Origin of the sequence: Streptomyces manipurensis, assembly GCF_049570255.1 — a bacterium.
Taxonomy (GTDB): domain Bacteria; phylum Actinomycetota; class Actinomycetes; order Streptomycetales; family Streptomycetaceae; genus Streptomyces; species Streptomyces manipurensis.
In genome coordinates this window covers 17,636-36,816 of record NZ_CP186950.1, presented here as the reverse complement: position 1 = coordinate 36,816, position 19,181 = coordinate 17,636, and the positions used below count along the sequence as shown (strand labels likewise).

Here is a 19,181-nt window from a genome sequence, read left to right as displayed (position 1 = left end):
TGGTCCGCAAGGGCGTTGCCGTCTGGTGTTCAGGTGGGCGGGCGGGGTGGGGGTGTGTGGGGGCGGTGTCGGGGGCGGGTGGCGGGCCCGGTGTCCCGGAAACCATTGGCATGCGGGGCGGGTCGTGCCAGACTCGGGGCCGCCGCCGGTGAATCAAGAACCGGATGGGCGGTTTTGAAATGCGGGGTGTGGACGGGTTGTCGCGCCCTGTTGCCGAGTCCGCCGCCCTTGTGGAGTGTTGTTGTGATGAACCGTCGTCAGTGCCCGGTCGAGATCGATGCGGCGGGGTCGGATGTGCATGCCGAGGCTGCTTTGATCCGTGGGCGGGGGCCTGCGGTGCGGGTGGTGCTGCCGGGTGGGGTGGGTGCGTGGGCGGTGAACGGTCATGCGGAGATCCGCAGGCTGCTTGCGGATCCGCGGGTGTCGAAGGATGCCTACCGTCACTGGCCGGCGTGGATCGACGGTGAGGTCGGTGAGCGGTGGCCGCTGGCGATCTGGGTGTCGGTGCAGAACATGATCACTGCGTACGGTGCGGAGCATGCCCGGTTGCGCAGGCCGGTGGCGGGGGCGTTCACCACGCGTCGGGTGGCGTCGATGAGACCGCGGATCGAGGAGATCACCGGGGAGCTGCTGGAGTCGTTGGCGGCGGCTCGGCCGGGTGAGGTGGTGGATCTGCGGGGGCGGCTGGCGCACGAGTTGCCGACGCGGGTGGTGTTCGAGCTGTTCGGGATACCGGAGCGGTCCTGGGCCCCGCTCCACAAGATCATCAAGGGGTTCTTCGACACGGGTATCAGTGCCGAGGACGCGCAGCGCAATGCCGCGGACCTGGATGTGACGATGGCGGATCTGGTGGCCTACCGGCGTGCGCATCCGGGGGACGACCTGACCAGCGCGCTGATCGCGGCCCGCGACGGCCACGGGGACGGCCGCCCCGGCGGACACGGCCCCGGCGGAGACGGTTGCGGTGGGGAAGGCCCCGGTGGCGACGCCTCCGGTGGGGACGGCGGTTGCGGTGGGGAAGGCCCCGGCAGGGACGGTCGGGCCGCCACCGCCACCGCCACCGCCGCCGGCGGTTCGGGTTCGGGTGCGGGCGGTCAGGGCCCGGGCGGCGTCGGGGGCTTCGGCGGGGACGGCAGTGGCGTGGGTGTGGGTGGCGGGGTGGGTCCTGGTGGTGGCCGTGGCGGGGCGGCGGGGTGGGGTGGGGTGGGGCAGGGGGGCTGTCCTGTCGGCGGCGGCGGTGGTGGTGGCGGTGTGGCTGCTGGTGGTGGCGGTGTGGGGCGGGGGATGAGTGAGAAGGAGTTGCTGGACAATTTGATCTTGTTGTTCACGGCGGGTTATGAGACGTCGGCGAATTTGATCTGTACGGCGTTGCACCGGTTGCTGGCGGATCCGGGGCAGTTGGCGGCGGTGCGGCGGGGGGATGCGTCGTGGGAGGACGCGGTGGAGGAGGCGTTGCGGGTGGATGCGCCGGCGTTCTACGGGTTGCTGCGGTTCGCGGTGGAGGACATCGACATGGGGGAGGGGGTGGTGATCGGGCGGGGTGATCCGATCATCGTGTCCTTCGGTGCGGCGGGCCGGGATCCGGCGGTGCACGGTGCGGATGCGGACCGGTTCGATGTGCTGCGTCCCACGCGGGGGCAGCATCTGTCGTTCGGGTTCGGTACGCATCACTGTCTGGGGGCGGCGCTGGCGCGTGCGGAGTGCGCGATCGCGTTGCGGCGTTTCTTCGAGCGGTTCCCCGATGCGGTCCTGGCCCAGGAGACGCCCCCGGACGGTGTGGCCGGGGAGGGTGTGGTGGGTGGGTTGCCGCGGGTGGAGTCGTTCATTTCCAACGGGCTGGCGCGGCTGCCGGTGGTGCTCGGGGTGCCGGCCGGCGGTGGTGGTCGCTGACGGCTCGGGTGGGGGTCGGGTGTGGGTGGGGTGTGGGTGGTGTCGGGCGTGCTTGAAAACAATCGGACCTTCTGGTTGGTTTTAATGGGGGTGTGGATCGGCGGCAACCGGTCCGCAGGCAACGGCCCATGGACAACGGAGGCACCCGTGGCACGGCAGGAGCGTGCGGTACGTACGCGACGCGCGATCTTGGAAGCGGCGGCGGCGGTTTTCGACGAGCGTGGCTATGACGCTGCGACGATCGCGGACATCCTCTCCCGGGCGGGCGTCACCAAGGGTGCCCTGTACTTTCACTTCTCCTCCAAGCAGGAGCTGGCGCAGGGTGTGCTGGACGAGCAGTTCGCCGAGGGCGGGGTCCCGCACCGGGAGAGCAAGCTGCAGGAACTCATCGATGTGGCGATGGTTCTGGCGTTCCGGATGAAACGCGATCCGATGCTGAGTGCGGGGGCGCGGCTCTCGCTGGGGCCGGGGATGCGTGACATCTTCGGCGGGGGGTCGGTGCCGGGGTGGATCGAGTTCACCCGGACGCTGCTGCTGCAGGCCAAGGAGCAGGGCGAGCTCCTGCCGCACGTGGATCCGGCCGAGACGGCCTGGATCCTGTCCGCGTGCTGGACCGGCGCCCAGATCTACTCCCAGACCCTCAGCGACCGGGCCGACATCGAGGAGCGGGTCTCCGCCGTCTACCAGCACATCTGCCCCAGCATCGCCACCCCGGCCGTTCTGGCCCGCCTGGACATGGCCGCCGACCGCGGTGAGCGGGTCGGCGCCGAGATGGGCCTCACGCCCGGCAGCGCCGCCCTGCCCCCGCAGCCCCAGCCCGCCCTCTCCTGACCCCCTGGCCCGCCTTCCCCCGCCCCCGGCCGGTGCCCGTCAACCCCCCTGCAGGAAGCCCTCGTTCCCGCGCGGGGTCTTCGGGCCCGGAAGCCCCGGGACCGCCGCCCGGACGAGGCCTTCCTGCACGGGGGTTGCGTGCGGGGGCGGGCGCCCGTACCGCTGAGGGTCTGCCGGCCGCTCACCTGCGCAGCAGCCGCACAGCGCCGGCCCGACGGGCCTCTCGGCCGGAAGGCCGACCGGCCCAGTGGCATCCGGCCCGGCCCGGCCCGGCCCGCCCCGGTCCGGCGCGGCGCGGTCCGGCGCGGCGCGGCCCGGTCCATCGCGGTTCGGTGCGGTGCGTCGCGGTTCGGTGCGGTCCTGCGGCCGCAGGGGTGTGGATCCCCCGCTCCCTGTGCGGCCGCGCGGTTCCGGGCGCCGTGCGGGCTCCCGGAACCGCTGCGCTGCGAATCGCTGCCCCCTGCCCCCTGCGCCGCGTGCCACCGCCGCCCGTGCCCGCAGCGGGTTCTCACACAGGTCAACGAGCCGGCGGAGCCTCGGGGTTGTGGCCGTCGGGCTGGTGGTGGGCCTGCGGTCGCTGTGCCTGCCGCCACTGGGCCTGTGGCCTGCGGAGGGTGCTTGCGGCGTGCCGCCGGGCCTGCGGGGGCCGTGGGCTTCGCGCCACGGCGACAGGGGGGCGGGGGAGAGGCGGGCGGCCGGTGCTCCGGGTGTGGTGTGCGGCCCGCAGTACGGCCGTACGGCAGTCCGTGCTGGTGGTGCCGGTCCCGAGGACCTGGCCGAGCTGCGCGCCCTGCATGTGCGGACGGCCCGGTACGGGGCCCGGTCCGGCTGCGGTCCCGGTGGGACGGGCGGCTCACGGTACGGCAGTTCGCGCTGGTGGAGACCGTGTCCGAAGCCGTGCCCGGGCTGTGGCGAGAGCCGGTACGCGGCTCGGTCCGGCTGCGCCCCGGTGGGGTGGCCGCTCGCGTACGGCGGTCCGTACCGGCGCAGGCCTGCGCCGAGATGCCGTGCAGGGCAGCTCCCCGCCCCGCGCCGGAAGGCACGGAGCGCGGCCAGGTCCGGCGGGGCCTTCGGCCCGCGCCCGGGGCCCGCTCCCGGGGCCCGGGGGCCGGGGACAGCCCGTGCCGGAGGATCGAGGCCGTGCCTGCCCGGGGCTGCACCCCTGCCTGCGCCTGCGCCTGCGCCTGTGCGTCTGCCTGCCTGCCTGGTCCCGTCCCGGCCAGGGAGGCGTTCTTCCTGCCCGGTCCAGTCCTGGGCGCGGAGGCGCTCTGCCTCGCCTCGCCAGTCCAGGCCTTCCCGGGCCAGGGGGGTGGGGTGTCGGGGTGGGGCTGGGTCGGGTTCGGGTAGGGGGTGGGTGGTGTGGGGTGGTTTCCGGTGTGGCTCCAGCGGGACGCGAGTGCGGCTCCGGTGAACCGGCCGACCGTGGACCGCGAAGATCTTCAGTCCCTTGTGTGCAAACCGCGTTGGCGGTTTGTGGAGTGTCCATGGTCAAGCAGGAACGCGGTGAGCGTACGCGGGAAGCCCTGGTGCGTGCCGCGGCGGAGGTGTTCGCCGAGCAGGGGTATGTCACCGCGTCGATCGCGGCGGTCAGCCGGCATGCGGGCATCAGTGCCGGGGGGCTGCATTTCCATTTCGCGAGCAAGCCCGTTCTGGCGGGGGCGGTTCAGGACCGGGCCGCGCAGGTGCTGCGGCAGGTGACGGCGGTCGCGGGAGGGGCGGCGGCCGCGGCGGGGGTGAACTCCCTGCAGGTGCTGGTGGATTCCACGCATGCGCTGACGGCCCTGCTGGCGGGTGATGTGGTGGTGCGGGCCGGTTTCGGGCTGTGCGCGGACCCGGCGTTCGGCGGCGGGGTGGACCTGCGCCGGCAGTGGCGCCGCTGGGTGGAGGAGACCATGGCGGCCGCGGCCCGTGAGGGCTGTCTGGCCGAGGGCCTGCTGCCGCGGGACGCCGCCCGGGTGGTGGTGGCCGCCACCGTGGGGCTGGAGGTCCTCGGCGCCGGTGACGCGGAATGGGTCCACCCCCGCACCCTCACCCGGATCTGGGCCCTGCTGCTGCCGCGCCTGGCCGCCCCCGCCGTCCTGGACGCCCTGCTGCCCGGCGGCACCCCGCCCCCCGCCGGCATCCCCCGCACCCCCCACAGAGAAGACTGAACGGTCTCTTTCCGGCGGGAAAACCCGGCTTCCGCACCCCGCTCCGGCCCGCGTCAAGCCCCGCTCGAGCCCCCGCAGCGCCCCCGGGCTGCCTCACCTGCGCCCACAACTCCCAGCTCACAGCCGCATTGTGACGACCTGTCGGACACTTTCGACCGCCAAAACAGCGCGACCGGTTTGATATTGACAAACCGTCGGTCCTGTTTTCTACTGGCTGTGCGACTCATCCAAGGACAGGGGAGTACAACGTGGACATCGATGTACTGGGCGCGTTGGCCGTGCGGGAGAACGGAGTCTCCATCACGCCGACCGCCCCCAAGCCCCGGCAGGTCCTGGCGCTCCTGGCGCTGCACGCCGACCAGGTGGTGCCCGTGTCGGCGCTGATAGAGGAGCTGTGGGCGGGGGAACCGCCGCGCAGTGCCCGTACCACCCTGCAGACCTACGTCCTGCAGTTACGGGCACTGATCGCGACCGCCCTGGAGACCGCGGCCGCCCGCACCCCCGCCGGCCCCACCGTCGAGGACGGCGACGGCCTCACGGGCGACGGCGTCACCGCCCTCACCGCCGCCGGCCGCACGGACGTGATGCGTACCGACGGCCTGCGCGCGGCTGCCGGGGGCTACGGCCACCCCGCCCACCGCAGAGCCGGCGGCAACACCGGCAGCGGCAGTGGGGGCAGCGGGGGTGGGGGGCAGCGGACGGCCAAGGACATCCTGGTCACCCTCCCCGGCGGATACCTCCTCAACAGCGGCGGGGGAACCCTCGACGTCCGCGAGTTCGACCGCCTCGCCGGGACCGGCTACCGCGCCATGGACGCAGGCGACTTCCCCGGCGCGGCCCGCCTGCTGCGCGAAGCCCTCGCCCTGTGGTCCGGCCCCGCCTTCGCCGACGTCCCCGGCGGCGTCCAGCTCGACATGGAAACCCGCCGCCTGGAAGAAACCCGGCTGTGCGCCCTGGACCAGCGCATCGAAGCCGACCTGCGCCTGGGCCGCCACCGCGAACTCCTCGCCGAACTCACCGTGCTGGTCACCCGCTACCGCACCCACGAAAACCTCCACGGACAGTTCATGCTCGCCCTGCACCGCTCCGGCCGCCGCGGCGAAGCACTCGACGTCTACCAGCGGCTGCGCGCCACCCTCGTGCGCGAACTGGGCCTGGAACCCTCCGTGGCCCTCAGGCGCCTGCAGCGCTCCATCCTGATGGCCGGCCCCGAGAACCCGGCCGAGACCCACGCCGAGCCCGGCGGCGAACGCCTCGTCCGCGTCTGAAGAACGCGACGGCACGTCCAACTCCCCGGGCCCAACACCCGGTTGCCTCCCGGGCGGGCAGCCGGGAGGAGACGAACCCGGGGAGACGAACCGGGGGAGACGAACCGGGGGACGATCCGGGGGAGCCAGTCGGTGGCGAGAGGAGAGGGCGCGGTGCAGGAAAGGTCCGAACGTACCCGGAGGCGACTGGTGTGGGCCGGAGCGGAAATGTTCCACCGCAACGGATACGCCCACGCCACCCTCGGCGAGATCGCCGCCGCGGCCGGAGTGACAAAAGGCGCGCTGTACTTCCACTTCGCGTCCAAGGAAGAACTCGCCGAAGCCGTCCAGCAACGCGGCAGCGCCCTCCTGGACGACGCCGTGCGCGCCCTGCGCGAGGACGGACTCTCCCCGCTGCAGGCCCTGATCGACATCACCCACTGGCTCGCCTGGAACCTCCACGAGGAACCGGCCATCCCCGCCAGCTTCCGCATCACCAAGGAATGCGGCACCGGCGCCGGCACCCCGCCCCGCGCCTGCGCCGGCACCCGGCCGGTCGTCGTCGACTTCCACGCCGCCTGGCTCTCCGCCGTCTGCACCCTGCTGCGCCTGGCCCGCGACGCCGGGGAACTGCCCGCCTCCGGCCGCACCTGGGAAAGCGCCCAGGCCCTGGTCCAGGCAGCGGCCTGCGGCATCGAGACCATGGCGGGAACCGGCATGTCCTACGGCGAACTGCGCAGGAAAGTCGCGGCACTGTGGACCCTGCTGCTGCCCGGCCTCGTACCCGCCGGACGCGAACACCACTACCGCACCGGCGCCGAACTCATCGAGGCGGAAGCCGCACGCATCGGCTGGTAACCCCCGGACACACACCACACACCCGCACCACCCTCACCGCCACCGACACCGCCGCCGCCATCGACTCCCTCCCCGTCCGGCCGGACGAGCCCCCGGGCCGCACGGGGAGGGGCACCACCCCCGCCCCGGCCGCCCCTGCGGACCCGGCCCGCCTTCGGCGGCCCGGCAACCAGCCCCGAAGCATTCCCTCCACTTGCCCGGGCCACCCCGCCGCCGCCCGCACCCGGGTTGCCCGGCAGCCCACGGCCGACAGCCCGCGGCCCTTCGCCTGCCGTCCGGCCCCTGCCGCCTGCCGCCTGCCGCCGTCCCTGGCACGGTGCCCACGCGTGCTGCCCGGACCCCCGTACCCGGACGCACTCCCACCGTGCCACCCCGGACTCACCCAGCCCCCGGCACGCACGCCACCCCGCTCCGCCCGGGCTGGCCCGGCCCGCTCCGCTCCGCTCCGGGCCCGCCCCGGCCCACCCTGCTCCGCCCCGGCCCGCTCCGCCCCGGCCCAGGCCGGGCCGGCCGCCACAGGCTCGCTCCCCGCCGCCCGCTGCCGCCCGCCCGCGGCCGCCTTTCGGCTCCTGCGCCCGCTCGGGAACGGGCCGCCTGCCCGCAGCCGGTCCCGTCCCGCCGGCGCAACGGATCCGTACGAGGCATGCCGCAGGTTCCCCGACCGCGCGGCCCGGGCCTCCCCACGCCCTGGCGCGCAGCCCCCCACCGGTACGACCCGGGCCCTGCGGCCCCCGTCCGCACCAGCCCGTACTGCGCCCTGCCCCTGCCGGGCCTGCTCCCGTCCCCGGACCTGACGGAGCCTCCTGCCCGCCTTGCCTGTCGGCCGGTCACCCGCCCATGGGCGGCTCCGGCTCGTGCCCGGTGGGGGAGGGGCCGGTGGAGTGTCGAGGGGGCTGCCGTGTTCGACGGATCTGGCCCGGCGGATGCGGAGATGGGTGCCTGCCGGCCGTGCAGCCCGTACTTCACGAACGATCCGGCCTGCCACACCCCCAGCCCCCCCTGCTTCCGTCCCCGGCCGGTCCTGACGCCCGCACCGACACCTCCCCTCCCGATGGCCGGTCACCGCGCCCCGCTCCCCGCGGCCGCGCCGGCCCGCTCCCGCCCGTACCGCGCCCTTGTCTCGCCGACCGGCTCCCGCACCTTTCACAGACCCGCTCCCGGCTGCCTGCGCCGGCGGCTGCCGCCGGCCACCAGCTCTTCCTGAGGCCCGGTCATGCCGGAGCCCCGGCCGGGGGAGTCGCCGTGGCCGCCGCGGGCGACCGACCAGTACCGGCTCCCCGTACGCCGGTGGTGTTCGGCCCGTACCCCCCCCGGATGCGGTCGCGTGCCTTCCGGCAGGGCAGCCCCGGGCGCCGGGACACGGCTGAGCGGGGCAGCAGCCGTACCGTCACCCTGGGGGAGGAGCCCGATGCTGCGGCCGGGCCACAGCCCCGCCCCCGATCCCGGGCGGCCCGGCCCCGGTACCCCGGCTGATCACAGCGCTCCCGCCCGGGCACCCCGGGCGTCGTCCGCGCCTCCAGTGCCGCGCCGCCGTCGGCCCGCGCTCGCCCGCCCGACACACCCCGCCCCGGTCACTGCCGACGCAGGACGCAGGACGCACGCCGCAGGGCACGGGACACAGGGCGCAGGGGGCACGCCGCGGGTTCCCGGCCCCGGGCGACGGAGCGTCAGGGCCAGCCGATGTCGTCGTCCGGGAGCACCGCCGCAACCCCGACCCCGCACCCGCCCCGCACCGCCGACCGCGCCGCCGTCACCGCACCCGGGAACCCGCCCGGCCACACCGCCGGACACCCGCCCCGGGCCCTGCCCGGCGCAACCGCCGCCGCCGCGCCCACCGCGCTCACCACGCCGGATGCACACACCGATGGCCTCATCGTCGACTCCAAGGGGCGCCGGGAACACGTCACGAGCCAGGACCCCGCGGCCGGGCACCGGCCACGGACGGTGGAGAGTCTGCCTCGCCACGGTCGAGAACCACTCGAAGAACCCACCACACCCGCACGAGACACGCCTCAGCCCCGCACGAGGAACACACCAGGAACGCACGAGAGACACCCCGGAAACCATGGCAAAGGTTTGCCCGCCCCTTGCCCCCGACCCTACGCTCGGTGCCCGCTCCCGACAGATTCCTTGCCCGCCGACCCCCGGGGAACCTCATGCTGCGACAGCCCGCCTTCGGACAGCGCCTGAGAAAGCTCCGGCTGGCCCGGAACCTGTCCCAGACGGCCCTGGCCGGCCAGGGCATGTCCACCGGCTACCTCTCCCGCCTGGAATCCGGCGCCCGCCAGCCCACCGACCGCGCCGTCGACTACCTCGCCGGCCGGCTCGGCCTCACCCCCGCAGACTTCGCCGAACCCGCCACCGGCTCCCTCGCCCACGCCCTCACCCTCGCCGCCTCCACCGGATCACCCGACGCCGCCCACGCCCTCGGTCAGGCCCTGGCCGCCGAAGGCCACGAAAGCCCCGTCCTGCGCTGGCAGGCCCTCTGGCTCCTGGCCCGCGCCGCCCGCACCCAGGGCGACCACACCCTCGAACGCGACCACCTCACCCGCCTGGTCGCCCTCGGCGAAGAAGTCGGCGTCCCCGAACTCCGCGTCCGCGGCCTCACCCGCCTCGCCCGCTGCCTGCGCTCCGTCGGCGAGATCACCCCCGCCCTCGACGCCGCCGTCGAAGCCCACCGCATCGCCCTCCACGACCACCTCGGCACCGAGGACCGGGCCACCGCCCTGCTCGCCCTGGTATCCGTACAGGCCGAAGCCGGCCGCACCGCCGAAGCCCGCACCCACGCCGACGCACTCACCACCCTCGTCCAGGGCCGCCACGACGCCCTGTGGGCCGAAGCCATGTGGACCGCCGCCGCCATCCGCATGCACCAGGGCGACCACCACGGAGCCCAGACCTGCCTCGACGACGCCCTCGACCGCTTCAGCAGCCAGGAAGACCTCACCCTGTGGATCCGGCTGCGCCTGGCCGCCGGACGCCTGCACCTGCAAAAGACCCCCGCCGACCCCCCACAGGCACAGCACCGCGCGGAAGAAGCCGAAGCCGCCCTCGCCTTCGCCGGCACCCCCGCCCTGCGCCAGGACCTCACCGCCCTCAAAGCCGACCTCGCCTACGCCACCGGCCGCTACGACGACGCCCGCACCCTCCTGGGCCAACTCGCCGCCGACCAGCCCCGCATGACCTACCGCGGCCAGGTCCGCCTGGAGATCCTGCGCCACCGGCTGCTCATCCTCGCCGGCGACCCCAGCGGCATCCAGGGACTGCGCACCCTGGCCCAACAAGCCCACGCCGACGCCAACATCGACCTCGCCGCCGAGATCTGGCGCGTCCTGGCCGACGCCCTCACCGAAGCCGGCCACCCCCACCCCACACCCCACCCGGCCCACCCGGCACCCCTCCCGGCCCACCCGGCACCCCACCCGGCCCACCCGGCACCCCTCCCGGCCCACCCGGCAGCCCTCCCGGCCGCCCCCGACCCCGCCACCCACACCACCCCCGCCCCGGCCCGCAACGGCCACACCCGCACCCCCGCCGCCCCCGCCCTGGGGGGTTGAGGCAGCCTCAAGTCCCCTGGTGCAGGCTGGGCCACCACCCACACACCCAGGGGAAGGTGCCCGCCGTGCCCCCGCAGCGCACCCGCACCAGCAGCAGCACGCGGACCGTGTCCATCGCCGCCCCCGCCGACACGGTCTACCGCCTCCTCGCCGACGCCGAACGCTGGCCCCTGCTGCTGCCCGACCCCGTCCACGTCGAACGCATCGACTTCGACGGCACCCGCGAACGCCTGCGCACCTGGGACCTCACCCCCGGCGGACACATCCGCTCCCACCGCCTCCAGCGCACCCTGGACCCCCGCACCCGCACCATCACCCACACCCGCCAGGACACCACCCGCCCCGGCACACCCACCACCGGCACCTGGACCGTCCACCCCGACGGCGACAGCCGCACCCGCCTCACCCTCCACCAGCAACACCCCACCGAACCCCACCCCGAAACCGGCCCCGAAACCGGCCCCGACGCCGGCACCGACAGCCTCCTGGCCCGCCTCACCCGGCTCGCCGAACACCACCCCCACCTCGACGAACTCCTGCTCTCCTTCCACGACACCGTCCACCTCGACGGCCCCGCAGAAGTCGTCTACGACTTCCTCCACCACATCCGGCACTGGCCCGACCGCACCCCCCACATCGACCTCGCCGACGTCACCGAGGACACCCCCGGCATCCAGCTCGCCACCCTGGAGACCACCGGCCCCGACGGCCTGCCCACCACCACCCGCACCGTCCGGCTGTGCTTCCCCGCCGCCACCCGCATCGTCTTCAAGGAACTCACCACCCCCGCCCCCATCGCCGCACACACCGGCGAATGGTCCCTGACCCCCCACGCCACCGGCACCACCGTCACCTGCGCCCAGCAGATCCTGCTCCACCACCCCACCCCCACCCACCCGCACACCCCCGCCACCACCGCCGAACTCGCCCGCACCCGCCACCACCTGCGCACCCGCCTCGGCCGCACCACCACCGACACCCTGCGCCTGGCCACCTGGCGAGCCCGCACCGCCGTACGCCGCCTGCACTGACACCCCCTCACCCCGGCCAGACCCGCCCGGCACACATCCCCACCACACCGGCCCCCGCCGACACCGCCCGCCGACACCCTCCTCCGCCCCGCGACCGCACCCGCCACCCCCGGATCCGGCCCGACCCCGACGACAGCCCCCCGTCACCACCCCCACCACCCCCACCACTCCCGCCACCCCGCGACGGGCCCCGCCCAACGCCCCACGCCCCCACCACCCCACGCCCGGACGAACCCGTACGGCCTCACCCCCCGCGCACCCCCGGCCCGCCCCGTACAACCCCGGCTTCCCACGGCCCCGTACAACCCTGGCTCCCCACCCGCCGCGACCGCCCCGGGCGCGCACGCCCGCAGGAGACACCACCCGGGCGGCACGGGACCTCCCGCAGCCGACGGCCGGACGGGCCCACGGCCCCGCCCCGCAGCGCCCGTTCCCGGGCCGGGCCGCGCCCGCGTCGCGCCCGGGGCCGTGCGCCGTACGGACGCCGCCCCGCCCGCGCCGCCCCCGCCCCCGGCAGGCACCCGTACCACAGACGGCGAACGCCCGCCCCGCCCCGCGCCGTTGCCGCGGAGCCCCACGCAGGCCGCCCCACCACCACCCCGCCCCGGACACGCGAACGCCCCGGCCGCCTCACCCCGCGCATCTGCGCGGGGGCGGGCGGCCGGGGCGTCCGGCCGTGTCGGCCGGGAGCGCTCTCAGGCCGCGAACAGGTCGAACGTCGAGGTGTGCCGCGGCCCGGCGAGCACGTCCAGCGCCGGATCGACCGCCAGCATCGCCTGATGCAGCCGCTGCAGCTGCGGCGAGGGCTCCACCCCCAGGTCCTCGATGAGACGGGCCCGCAGCCTGCGGTACACATCCAGCGCGGTGGCCTGCCGCCCCGAACGGTACAGAGCCACCATCACCTGGGAGTGCAGCCCCTCGTGCTGCGGATGACGGGCGGTCAGATCCGTGAGTTCCGCGATCAGCTCACTGTGCCGGCCCAGCCGCAGATCGGCGTCGATGCGCCGCTCGACCGTCATCAGCCGGCTCTCCTCCAGCCGCATCACCTCGATGTCGAGGATCGGCCCCACCCGTACGTCGACCAGCGCGGGCCCCCGCCACAGCTCCAGCGCCTGCCGCAGCCGGCCCGCGCACACCTGGTCGTCACCGGACTCGAAAGCCGCCTGCCCCTCGCGCACCAGACGCTCGTAGTCGTGCACGTCGACACTGTCCTCGGGCACCTGCAGCAGATAGCCGCCGTGCCGGGTGGCCAGCACCTCCTTGGCACCGCCGGGGGAGCCCGGCCCCATCGCGGTGCCCAGCCGCCGCCGCAACTGCAGGATGTAGGTCTGCAACGTGGTCAGCGCGCTCTGCGGCGGCTGCGTCCCCCAGATCTCCTCCATGAGGGTGGGGACGGGTATGACACGTCCGGGATACAGCGAGAGCAGCGACAGCACCTGTCTCGGCTTTCCCGCGGTCGGAACGATGGATCCCCCGTTGACCTCGGCACTCAACGGACCCAGAACCTGAATCCTCACGGTCTCCCCTCCGCACTCGTCGATTCACCCGGTCACCCGGCATTTTCTGCCACCGGTGGCGAAGGAAATGCCCCCGTGCCGCGCACGCTAGCCGGGGTGGAGGTATTCCATCTCTTTCCTCTACCGGATTTCGAGCCGTCTTCGGTCACGGCCAGTCGATCCGCGCTCCCTGCGCCCCGCCCGCCCCACCGTCGGCCACGGCCGGCCCCGCCGCGGCCCGCGGCACGACAGGCCAGTCGATGGGCTCACCGGCCTGCGCGCCACCCCCAGCGGCCAGCACGGCAGCGCAGGCCAGAGCAGCAGTGGCAACAACGCGAACGACGTTCTTCATGACGACTCCTCCGTGGCAACCCTGTGATTCGTTCTTGGCAAGTCCTCTGCCAAGAAGACTGACGCCGACCGCTCGCGATCCGCTCGTCAACCACTCGAAAACGCCTGGAGAAACCCGCGACAACACCCCCGACCTGCACCGCATCCCACCGGAACGAAACCCGAAACGGCATTGCCGGGAGTTGCCAACGAGAACGGAACTCGAGTCTCGCCTGAGCCGACACCCACCGATATTGCCAACACCGGGAAATGCTCGGCAATGTATTGCCAAGCCGATTGGCAACCACTGGTAATCCAACGGCCGTGGACCCCACGCCCCGACATCCCCCGGAGGGAGGCCCCACCCATGGACGCACCCACCCGCACCGCACCGGCCCGCACCGCACCACCCACGGTCCGCCTCGACACCGCCCGCACCGCCCCCACACCGCACACGGCAGCCGAGCCCGCCCACCACACCACCGCACACGACCACCACCACGGCACCGCAACACCCCACCACCCCACCGCAGACGAGGACCCGCACACCCGCGCCCGCACCCACCTCGGCCGCCTCTGGGGCGTCCCCGCCACCCACACCCACCTCACCACCGGCGCGGACGACACCTTCGACACCCTCGTCCGCGACACCCCCCTCACCCCCCGCGACCGCATCTGGACCACACCCCACGAAAGCGTCGCCCGCCTGCACACCCTGCACACCCTGCGCGACCGCACCCGCTGCCGCCTGGAAGTCGTCCCCCTGCGCCCCGACGGCGACCTCGACCTGGACTGGATGCGCCACCACCTCGACGACGACGTCGCCCTCGTCTCCGTCGCCCACCTCTCACCGGCCTGCGGAACCGTCAACCCCGTCACCGCCATCGGCCGCCTCCTGGCCCCCCACCGCGCCCGCTACGCCCTCGACGCCTCCCACTCCGCCGGCCTGCTGCCCCTGGACGCCGCCGCCACCGGCTGCCACCTCCTCACCGCCGACGCCTTCCGCTTCCTCAACGGCCCCCCGGACACCGGAATCGCCTACACCACCCCCCAACCGGGCGCCCCCGCCGGCAGCACCCCGCCCCCCGCACCCCACCCCACCGCCGTCACCGCCCTGGCCGACACCCTCACCCACCACACCCCCGCCGCCACCCACCCCCACACCGACCACCTGCCCCGCCTGCGCGCCGCCCTCGCCCGCATCCCCGGCATCACCCTGCTCCCCACCGGAACCCGCCAGGCCGGCATCCTCGCCTTCCGCCACGACCACCTCGACGCCGGCACCCTGCGCCACGCCCTGGCACGCCGCGCGGTGCTCCTGTCCAAGACCGTCGCCCACGAGCACCCCCTGCACCCGGCCTCCCGCACCGGAGCACCCGCCCTCCACGCCAGCCTCCACCCCGCCACCACCGCACACGACATCGACCGCCTGGCACACACCCTGACCGAGGTACTCCACGCACACACCCACCCCACCCCCCACCCCCGCACCCCACCCACCGCCCCCGCCCTCCCCACCCCCCGCACCCCACCCGCCCGCCCCGCCACCCCCACCCCGGCCCCCGTACGCACCCTCCCCACCCCCCGCACCACCGCCACCCCCGCGCTCCGCAGCACCCCCGCGCTCCGCAGCGTCCCCGCCCCCGCAGCAGCCCTCCCCGCCCTCCCCGCCCTCCCCGCCCTCCCCGCCTTCCCTGCCGACCCCGGCTCCGCCGGTCCCGGCACCCGCACCGCCCCCTCCCTCGCCGCGGTCCCCGCCCTCGCCACCCCCACCCCGGCCACCCCCACGGCCTCCGGCGGCGGGCACCGCCCCCGCACCCCGGCACCCGCCCCCCGCCGCACCCGCACCGCGGGACGGCGCGGCCACCTCACCCTGCACCGGGCCGACCACGACACCACCCCCCACCCACCACCAGGAGGACAGCGATGACCATCAGCGACGCCCCACCCGTACGCGCCCTGGACCGCACCGCGGAACTGGCCGCCCTCAAGGCCCACGCGATCGCCGGCCCCGACGAACGCGCCACCGAACGCCAGCACGCCAGAGGCAAACTCACCGCCCGCGAACGCATCGGCCTGCTCCTGGACGCCGGATCCTTCCAGGAGATCGAAGCACTGCGCCGCCACCGCGCCACCGGCTTCGGCCTGGAGACCAAGAAGCCCTACACCGACGGCGTCGTCACCGGCTGGGGCACCGTCGAGGGCCGCACCGTGTTCGTCTTCGCCCACGACTTCCGCATCTTCGGCGGCGCCCTCGGCGAAGCCCACGCCGAGAAGATCCACAAGGTGATGGACATGGCCCTCGCCGCCGGAGCCCCGCTGGTCTCCCTCAACGACGGCGCCGGCGCCCGCATCCAGGAAGGCGTCTCCGCCCTCGCCGGCTACGGCGGCATCTTCCAGCGCAACACCAAGGCCTCCGGCGTCATCCCGCAGATCTCCGTCATGCTCGGCCCCTGCGCCGGCGGCGCCGCCTACTCACCCGCCCTCACCGACTTCGTCTTCATGGTCCGCGACACCTCCCAGATGTTCATCACCGGACCCGACGTCGTCCGCGCCGTCACCGGCGAGGAGATCACCCACAACGGCCTCGGCGGCGCCGACGTCCACGCCACCGTCTCCGGAGTCGCCGCCTTCGCCTACGAGGACGAACCCGGCTGCCTGGAAGACGTACGCCACCTGCTGTCCCTGCTCCCCGCCAACAACCGCCAGACACCCCCGCACGAGCAGGCCGACGACCCCGCCGACCGGCCCACCCCCGCCCTGTCCGCGATCGTCCCCGCCAACCCCCAGCAGTCCTACGACATCCGCCACGTCATCGAGGAAATCGTCGACGACGGCGACCACTTCGAGGTCCAGCCCGCCTGGGCCGCCAACGTCGTGTGCACACTCGCCCGCATGGACGGCCACGTCACCGGCTTCGTCGCCAACCAGCCCGCCCACCTCGCCGGCGTCCTCGACATCCACGCCAGCGAAAAAGCCGCCCGCTTCGTGCAGTTCTGCGACGCCTTCAACATCCCCCTGGTCACCCTCGTCGACGTCCCCGGCTTCCTGCCCGGCGTCGACCAGGAACACGGCGGCATCATCCGCCACGGCGCCAAACTCCTCTACGCCTACTGCAACGCCACCGTCCCGCGGATCTCCCTGGTCCTGCGCAAGGCCTACGGCGGCGCCTACATCGTCATGGACTCCCGCTCCATCGGCGCCGACCTCGCACTGGCCTGGCCCACCAACGAGATCGCCGTCATGGGCGCCGAAGGCGCCGCGAACGTCGTCTTCCGCCGCGAGATCGCCGCCGCCGCCGACCCCGACGCCATGCGCGCACAGAAGATCAAGGAATACACCGCCGAACTCATGCACCCCTACTACGCGGCCGAACGCGGCCTCGTCGACGACGTCATCGACCCCGCCCGCACCCGCGAGGCCCTCGTGGCAGCCCTCGCCATGCTCCGCCCCAAATACGCCGACCTGCCGTCCCGCAAGCACGGCAACCCGCCCGTATGAGCAGCCCCCAGGCGCACCCGACGCCCCCCACACCCCCCACACCTCCCGTGCCGGCGGCCTTCCGGATCCGCGGGCCCCGCCTGGAGGCGGAGGAGACCGCAGCCGTCCTCGCCGTCCTGACCGCCCTCCTGCAATCCGCCCCCGCCCCACCACCGGCCACCCCGCCCCCACCACCGGCCACCTGGGACCGGACCCCGCCCGCCCGGGGCCCCCGCCCCGGCAGCTGGCGCCCCCACTGACCCCAACCCACCCCACCCCGCCCGCACCGGGGGCCCGCCTCCATCACCTTTCCGCCACGCCACGAGTTGCCTGCCCCACCCTGGGGACCACACGACGGGCGACGGAAGGGACGACGATGACGGTGAAGGCGATGGACAAGGCCCCCGAGCGGCCCGTGGCCCTGGTCACCGGAGCCACCAGCGGCATCGGACTGGCCATAGCCCGCGACCTGGGCGCCCGCGGCCACCGCGTGTTCCTGTGCGCCCGCACCGAGACCAAGGTCAAGCAGACCGTCGCCGACCTCCAGGCCGAAGGCCTCACCGTCGAAGGCACCGCCGCCGACGTCCGCGACCGCACCGCCGTGCACGACCTCGTCGCCGCCGCCGTCGCCACCTACACCGACCCCGTCAGCATCCTGGTCAACAACGCCGGCCGCAGCGGAGGCGGCGCCACCGCCTCCCTCACCGACGAACTCTGGCACGACGTCATCGACACCAACCTCAACAGCGTCTTCCTCCTCACCCGCGAAGTCCTCACCAGCGGAGGCCTGTCCACCCAGCCCTGGGGCCGCATCATCAACATCGCCTCCACCGCCGGGAAACAGGGCGTCCTCCTCGGCGCCCCCTACACCGCCTCCAAACACGCCGTCATCGGCTTCACCAAAGCCCTCGGCAAAGAACTCGCCCCCACCGGCACCACCGTCAACGCCGTCTGCCCCGGCTACGTCGAAACCCCCATGGCCGCCCGCGTCCGCAGCGGCTACGCCCAGGTGTGGGACACCACCGAGGACTACGTCCGCGAACAACTCGAATCCAAGATCCCCCTCGGCCGCTACTCCACCCCCCAGGAAGTCGCCGGCCTCGTCGGCTACCTCACCACCGACCTCGCCGCCTCCATCACCGCCCAGGCCCTCAACGTCTGCGGCGGACTGGGCAACTCCTGACCCACCACACCGAAGAGGGCCCCGGACGGATCACCGTCCGGGGCCCTCGGCCACCCTCGCCACACCCGCACAACCCGCACGACCCGCACACGGCCACACGGCCAGGCGGTCACGCGGTCACACCAGCGACAGCGAACCCTCCTGCGACACCTGCCACACCAGCGCCCGGCCGCCCGTGCCCGCACCGCGCCACCGCTCCGCGAGCGCCTCCCGGACCGGCTCGCCCCACAGCAGCACGTGCCGCAGCCCCGGCAGCCGCCCGCCACCGCCCACCGCGCACCAGCGGGCGAACGCCGACGGCAGCTGCGTGGCCACCGTCACCCCCTCCCGCGCCAGCAGGCCCGCGAAGGCCCCCGCATCGCGGGCCGTCTCCCGGTCCACCACCACCGCACGGCCCCCCGACAGCAGCGGAGCCCACAACTCCCGCATCCCCACGTCCAGGCTCAGCGAATGGAAGAACGACCACACATCACCCACGCCCGCCCCCAGGGAGCCCACACAGCCGTCGACCCACCCCAGGACCTCCGCGTGACCCACCGGCCGCACCCCCAGCGCCCGCCCCGGATCCCCGCCCCGCGGCAGCGCCAGGAACGCCGTGCCCTCCGGGACCTCGCAGCCCCGCCGCGGCACCGGCCGCACCGCCACCACGAACCGGCCCACCTTCGCCACCGGGATCTCCTCGGCCAGCAGCCCGCAGTCGGAGACCACCACCGCGCAGCCGGCCTCCCGCATCAAGAACTCCTGCAGCCCCGCCTCGTGGCCCTCCTCCAGCGGAAGCACCGCCGCACCCGCCCGCAGCACCCCCACCACCGCACCCGCCACCGCGGCCGACCGACGCGCCCGCACCGCGACCGCCTCACCCGCACCGGCCCGCCCCGACAACCGCCGCGCGATGTCGTCCGCCAGCCACTCCAGCTCCAGATACGTCACCTCCCCCTCCGCGTCCCTCGCCGCGACCCGCCCCGCACCCCGGGCGGCCGCGGCGGCGAAGCGGACATCGACCCGGTCACCACGCACCGGCCACCCCCCGGACGGGTCGATCCCCATCCGCGAAAGCAGCCCCGCCAGGTCGGCGGACAACTGATCGAGCTCCGGACGATCCGGCACGGCGTTCATACGGCCTCCCGG

General features: G+C 74.4%; 14 protein-coding genes. 11 read left to right on the top strand and 3 right to left on the bottom strand.

What is annotated here, in order from left to right; translation table 11 throughout:
* The first annotated feature begins 246 nt into the window (after positions 1–246).
* The 7 genes from ACPU2J_RS00195 (at position 247) to ACPU2J_RS00165 (ending at position 11,564) form a co-directional block, all read left to right on the top strand.
* Positions 247–1,890, top strand: a complete 1,644-nt coding sequence (locus tag ACPU2J_RS00195; protein WP_423832402.1) for a cytochrome P450 family protein — start codon at positions 247–249, stop codon at positions 1,888–1,890.
* A 147-nt stretch (positions 1,891–2,037) separates the two neighbouring features.
* Positions 2,038–2,721 (top strand): ScbR family autoregulator-binding transcription factor, encoded by a 684-nt coding sequence (locus ACPU2J_RS00190; protein WP_420078045.1) that lies wholly within the window; start codon positions 2,038–2,040, stop codon positions 2,719–2,721.
* A 1,484-nt stretch (positions 2,722–4,205) separates the two neighbouring features.
* Positions 4,206–4,871 (top strand): ScbR family autoregulator-binding transcription factor, encoded by a 666-nt coding sequence (locus ACPU2J_RS00185; RefSeq protein WP_423832401.1) that lies wholly within the window; start codon positions 4,206–4,208, stop codon positions 4,869–4,871.
* A gap of 248 nt (positions 4,872–5,119) precedes the next feature.
* Entirely contained in the window at positions 5,120–6,139 is a 1,020-nt protein-coding gene (locus tag ACPU2J_RS00180) for an AfsR/SARP family transcriptional regulator (protein ID WP_420078043.1), read from the top strand.
* 132 nt (positions 6,140–6,271) lie between these two features.
* Positions 6,272–6,976, top strand: coding sequence for a ScbR family autoregulator-binding transcription factor (locus ACPU2J_RS00175; RefSeq protein WP_420078042.1), 705 nt, complete (start codon positions 6,272–6,274; stop codon positions 6,974–6,976).
* A 2,156-nt stretch (positions 6,977–9,132) separates the two neighbouring features.
* On the top strand, positions 9,133–10,533 hold the full coding sequence (locus ACPU2J_RS00170; protein ID WP_423832400.1) for a helix-turn-helix domain-containing protein: 1,401 nt from the start codon (positions 9,133–9,135) through the stop codon (positions 10,531–10,533).
* A 65-nt stretch (positions 10,534–10,598) separates the two neighbouring features.
* Positions 10,599–11,564, top strand: coding sequence for an SRPBCC family protein (locus tag ACPU2J_RS00165; RefSeq protein WP_420078040.1), 966 nt, complete (start codon positions 10,599–10,601; stop codon positions 11,562–11,564).
* Between the two features lie 695 nt (positions 11,565–12,259).
* Here ACPU2J_RS00165 and ACPU2J_RS00160 read toward each other — a convergent pair.
* Positions 12,260–13,081: an AfsR/SARP family transcriptional regulator gene (locus ACPU2J_RS00160; protein ID WP_420078039.1), complete on the bottom strand. Its 822-nt coding sequence runs from the start codon at positions 13,079–13,081 to the stop codon at positions 12,260–12,262.
* 145 nt (positions 13,082–13,226) lie between these two features.
* The gene (locus tag ACPU2J_RS00155; protein ID WP_423832399.1) at positions 13,227–13,412 is read right to left on the bottom strand and encodes a hypothetical protein; all 186 of its coding nucleotides are present in this window, start codon (positions 13,410–13,412) and stop codon (positions 13,227–13,229) included.
* 345 nt (positions 13,413–13,757) lie between these two features.
* Between ACPU2J_RS00155 and ACPU2J_RS00150 the strand changes: the two genes are divergently transcribed.
* The 4 genes from ACPU2J_RS00150 (at position 13,758) to ACPU2J_RS00135 (ending at position 18,053) form a co-directional block, all read left to right on the top strand.
* The gene (locus ACPU2J_RS00150) at positions 13,758–15,320 is read left to right on the top strand and encodes an aminotransferase class V-fold PLP-dependent enzyme (RefSeq protein WP_423832398.1); all 1,563 of its coding nucleotides are present in this window, start codon (positions 13,758–13,760) and stop codon (positions 15,318–15,320) included.
* On the top strand, positions 15,317–16,891 hold the full coding sequence (locus tag ACPU2J_RS00145) for an acyl-CoA carboxylase subunit beta (protein ID WP_365081989.1): 1,575 nt from the start codon (positions 15,317–15,319) through the stop codon (positions 16,889–16,891). The genes ACPU2J_RS00150 and ACPU2J_RS00145 overlap by 4 nt, the downstream gene beginning before the upstream one ends.
* A complete protein-coding gene (locus ACPU2J_RS00140) occupies positions 16,888–17,130 on the top strand; it encodes a hypothetical protein (RefSeq protein WP_423832397.1) in 243 nt (80 codons plus the stop codon). The genes ACPU2J_RS00145 and ACPU2J_RS00140 overlap by 4 nt, the downstream gene beginning before the upstream one ends.
* 116 nt (positions 17,131–17,246) lie before the next feature.
* Positions 17,247–18,053 (top strand): SDR family NAD(P)-dependent oxidoreductase, encoded by an 807-nt coding sequence (locus ACPU2J_RS00135; RefSeq protein ID WP_361600998.1) that lies wholly within the window; start codon positions 17,247–17,249, stop codon positions 18,051–18,053.
* A 117-nt stretch (positions 18,054–18,170) separates the two neighbouring features.
* Here ACPU2J_RS00135 and ACPU2J_RS00130 read toward each other — a convergent pair whose 3' ends face one another.
* Positions 18,171–19,169 (bottom strand): AMP-binding protein, encoded by a 999-nt coding sequence (locus ACPU2J_RS00130; protein ID WP_420078036.1) that lies wholly within the window; start codon positions 19,167–19,169, stop codon positions 18,171–18,173.
* Between the last annotated feature and the right edge of the window lie 12 nt (positions 19,170–19,181).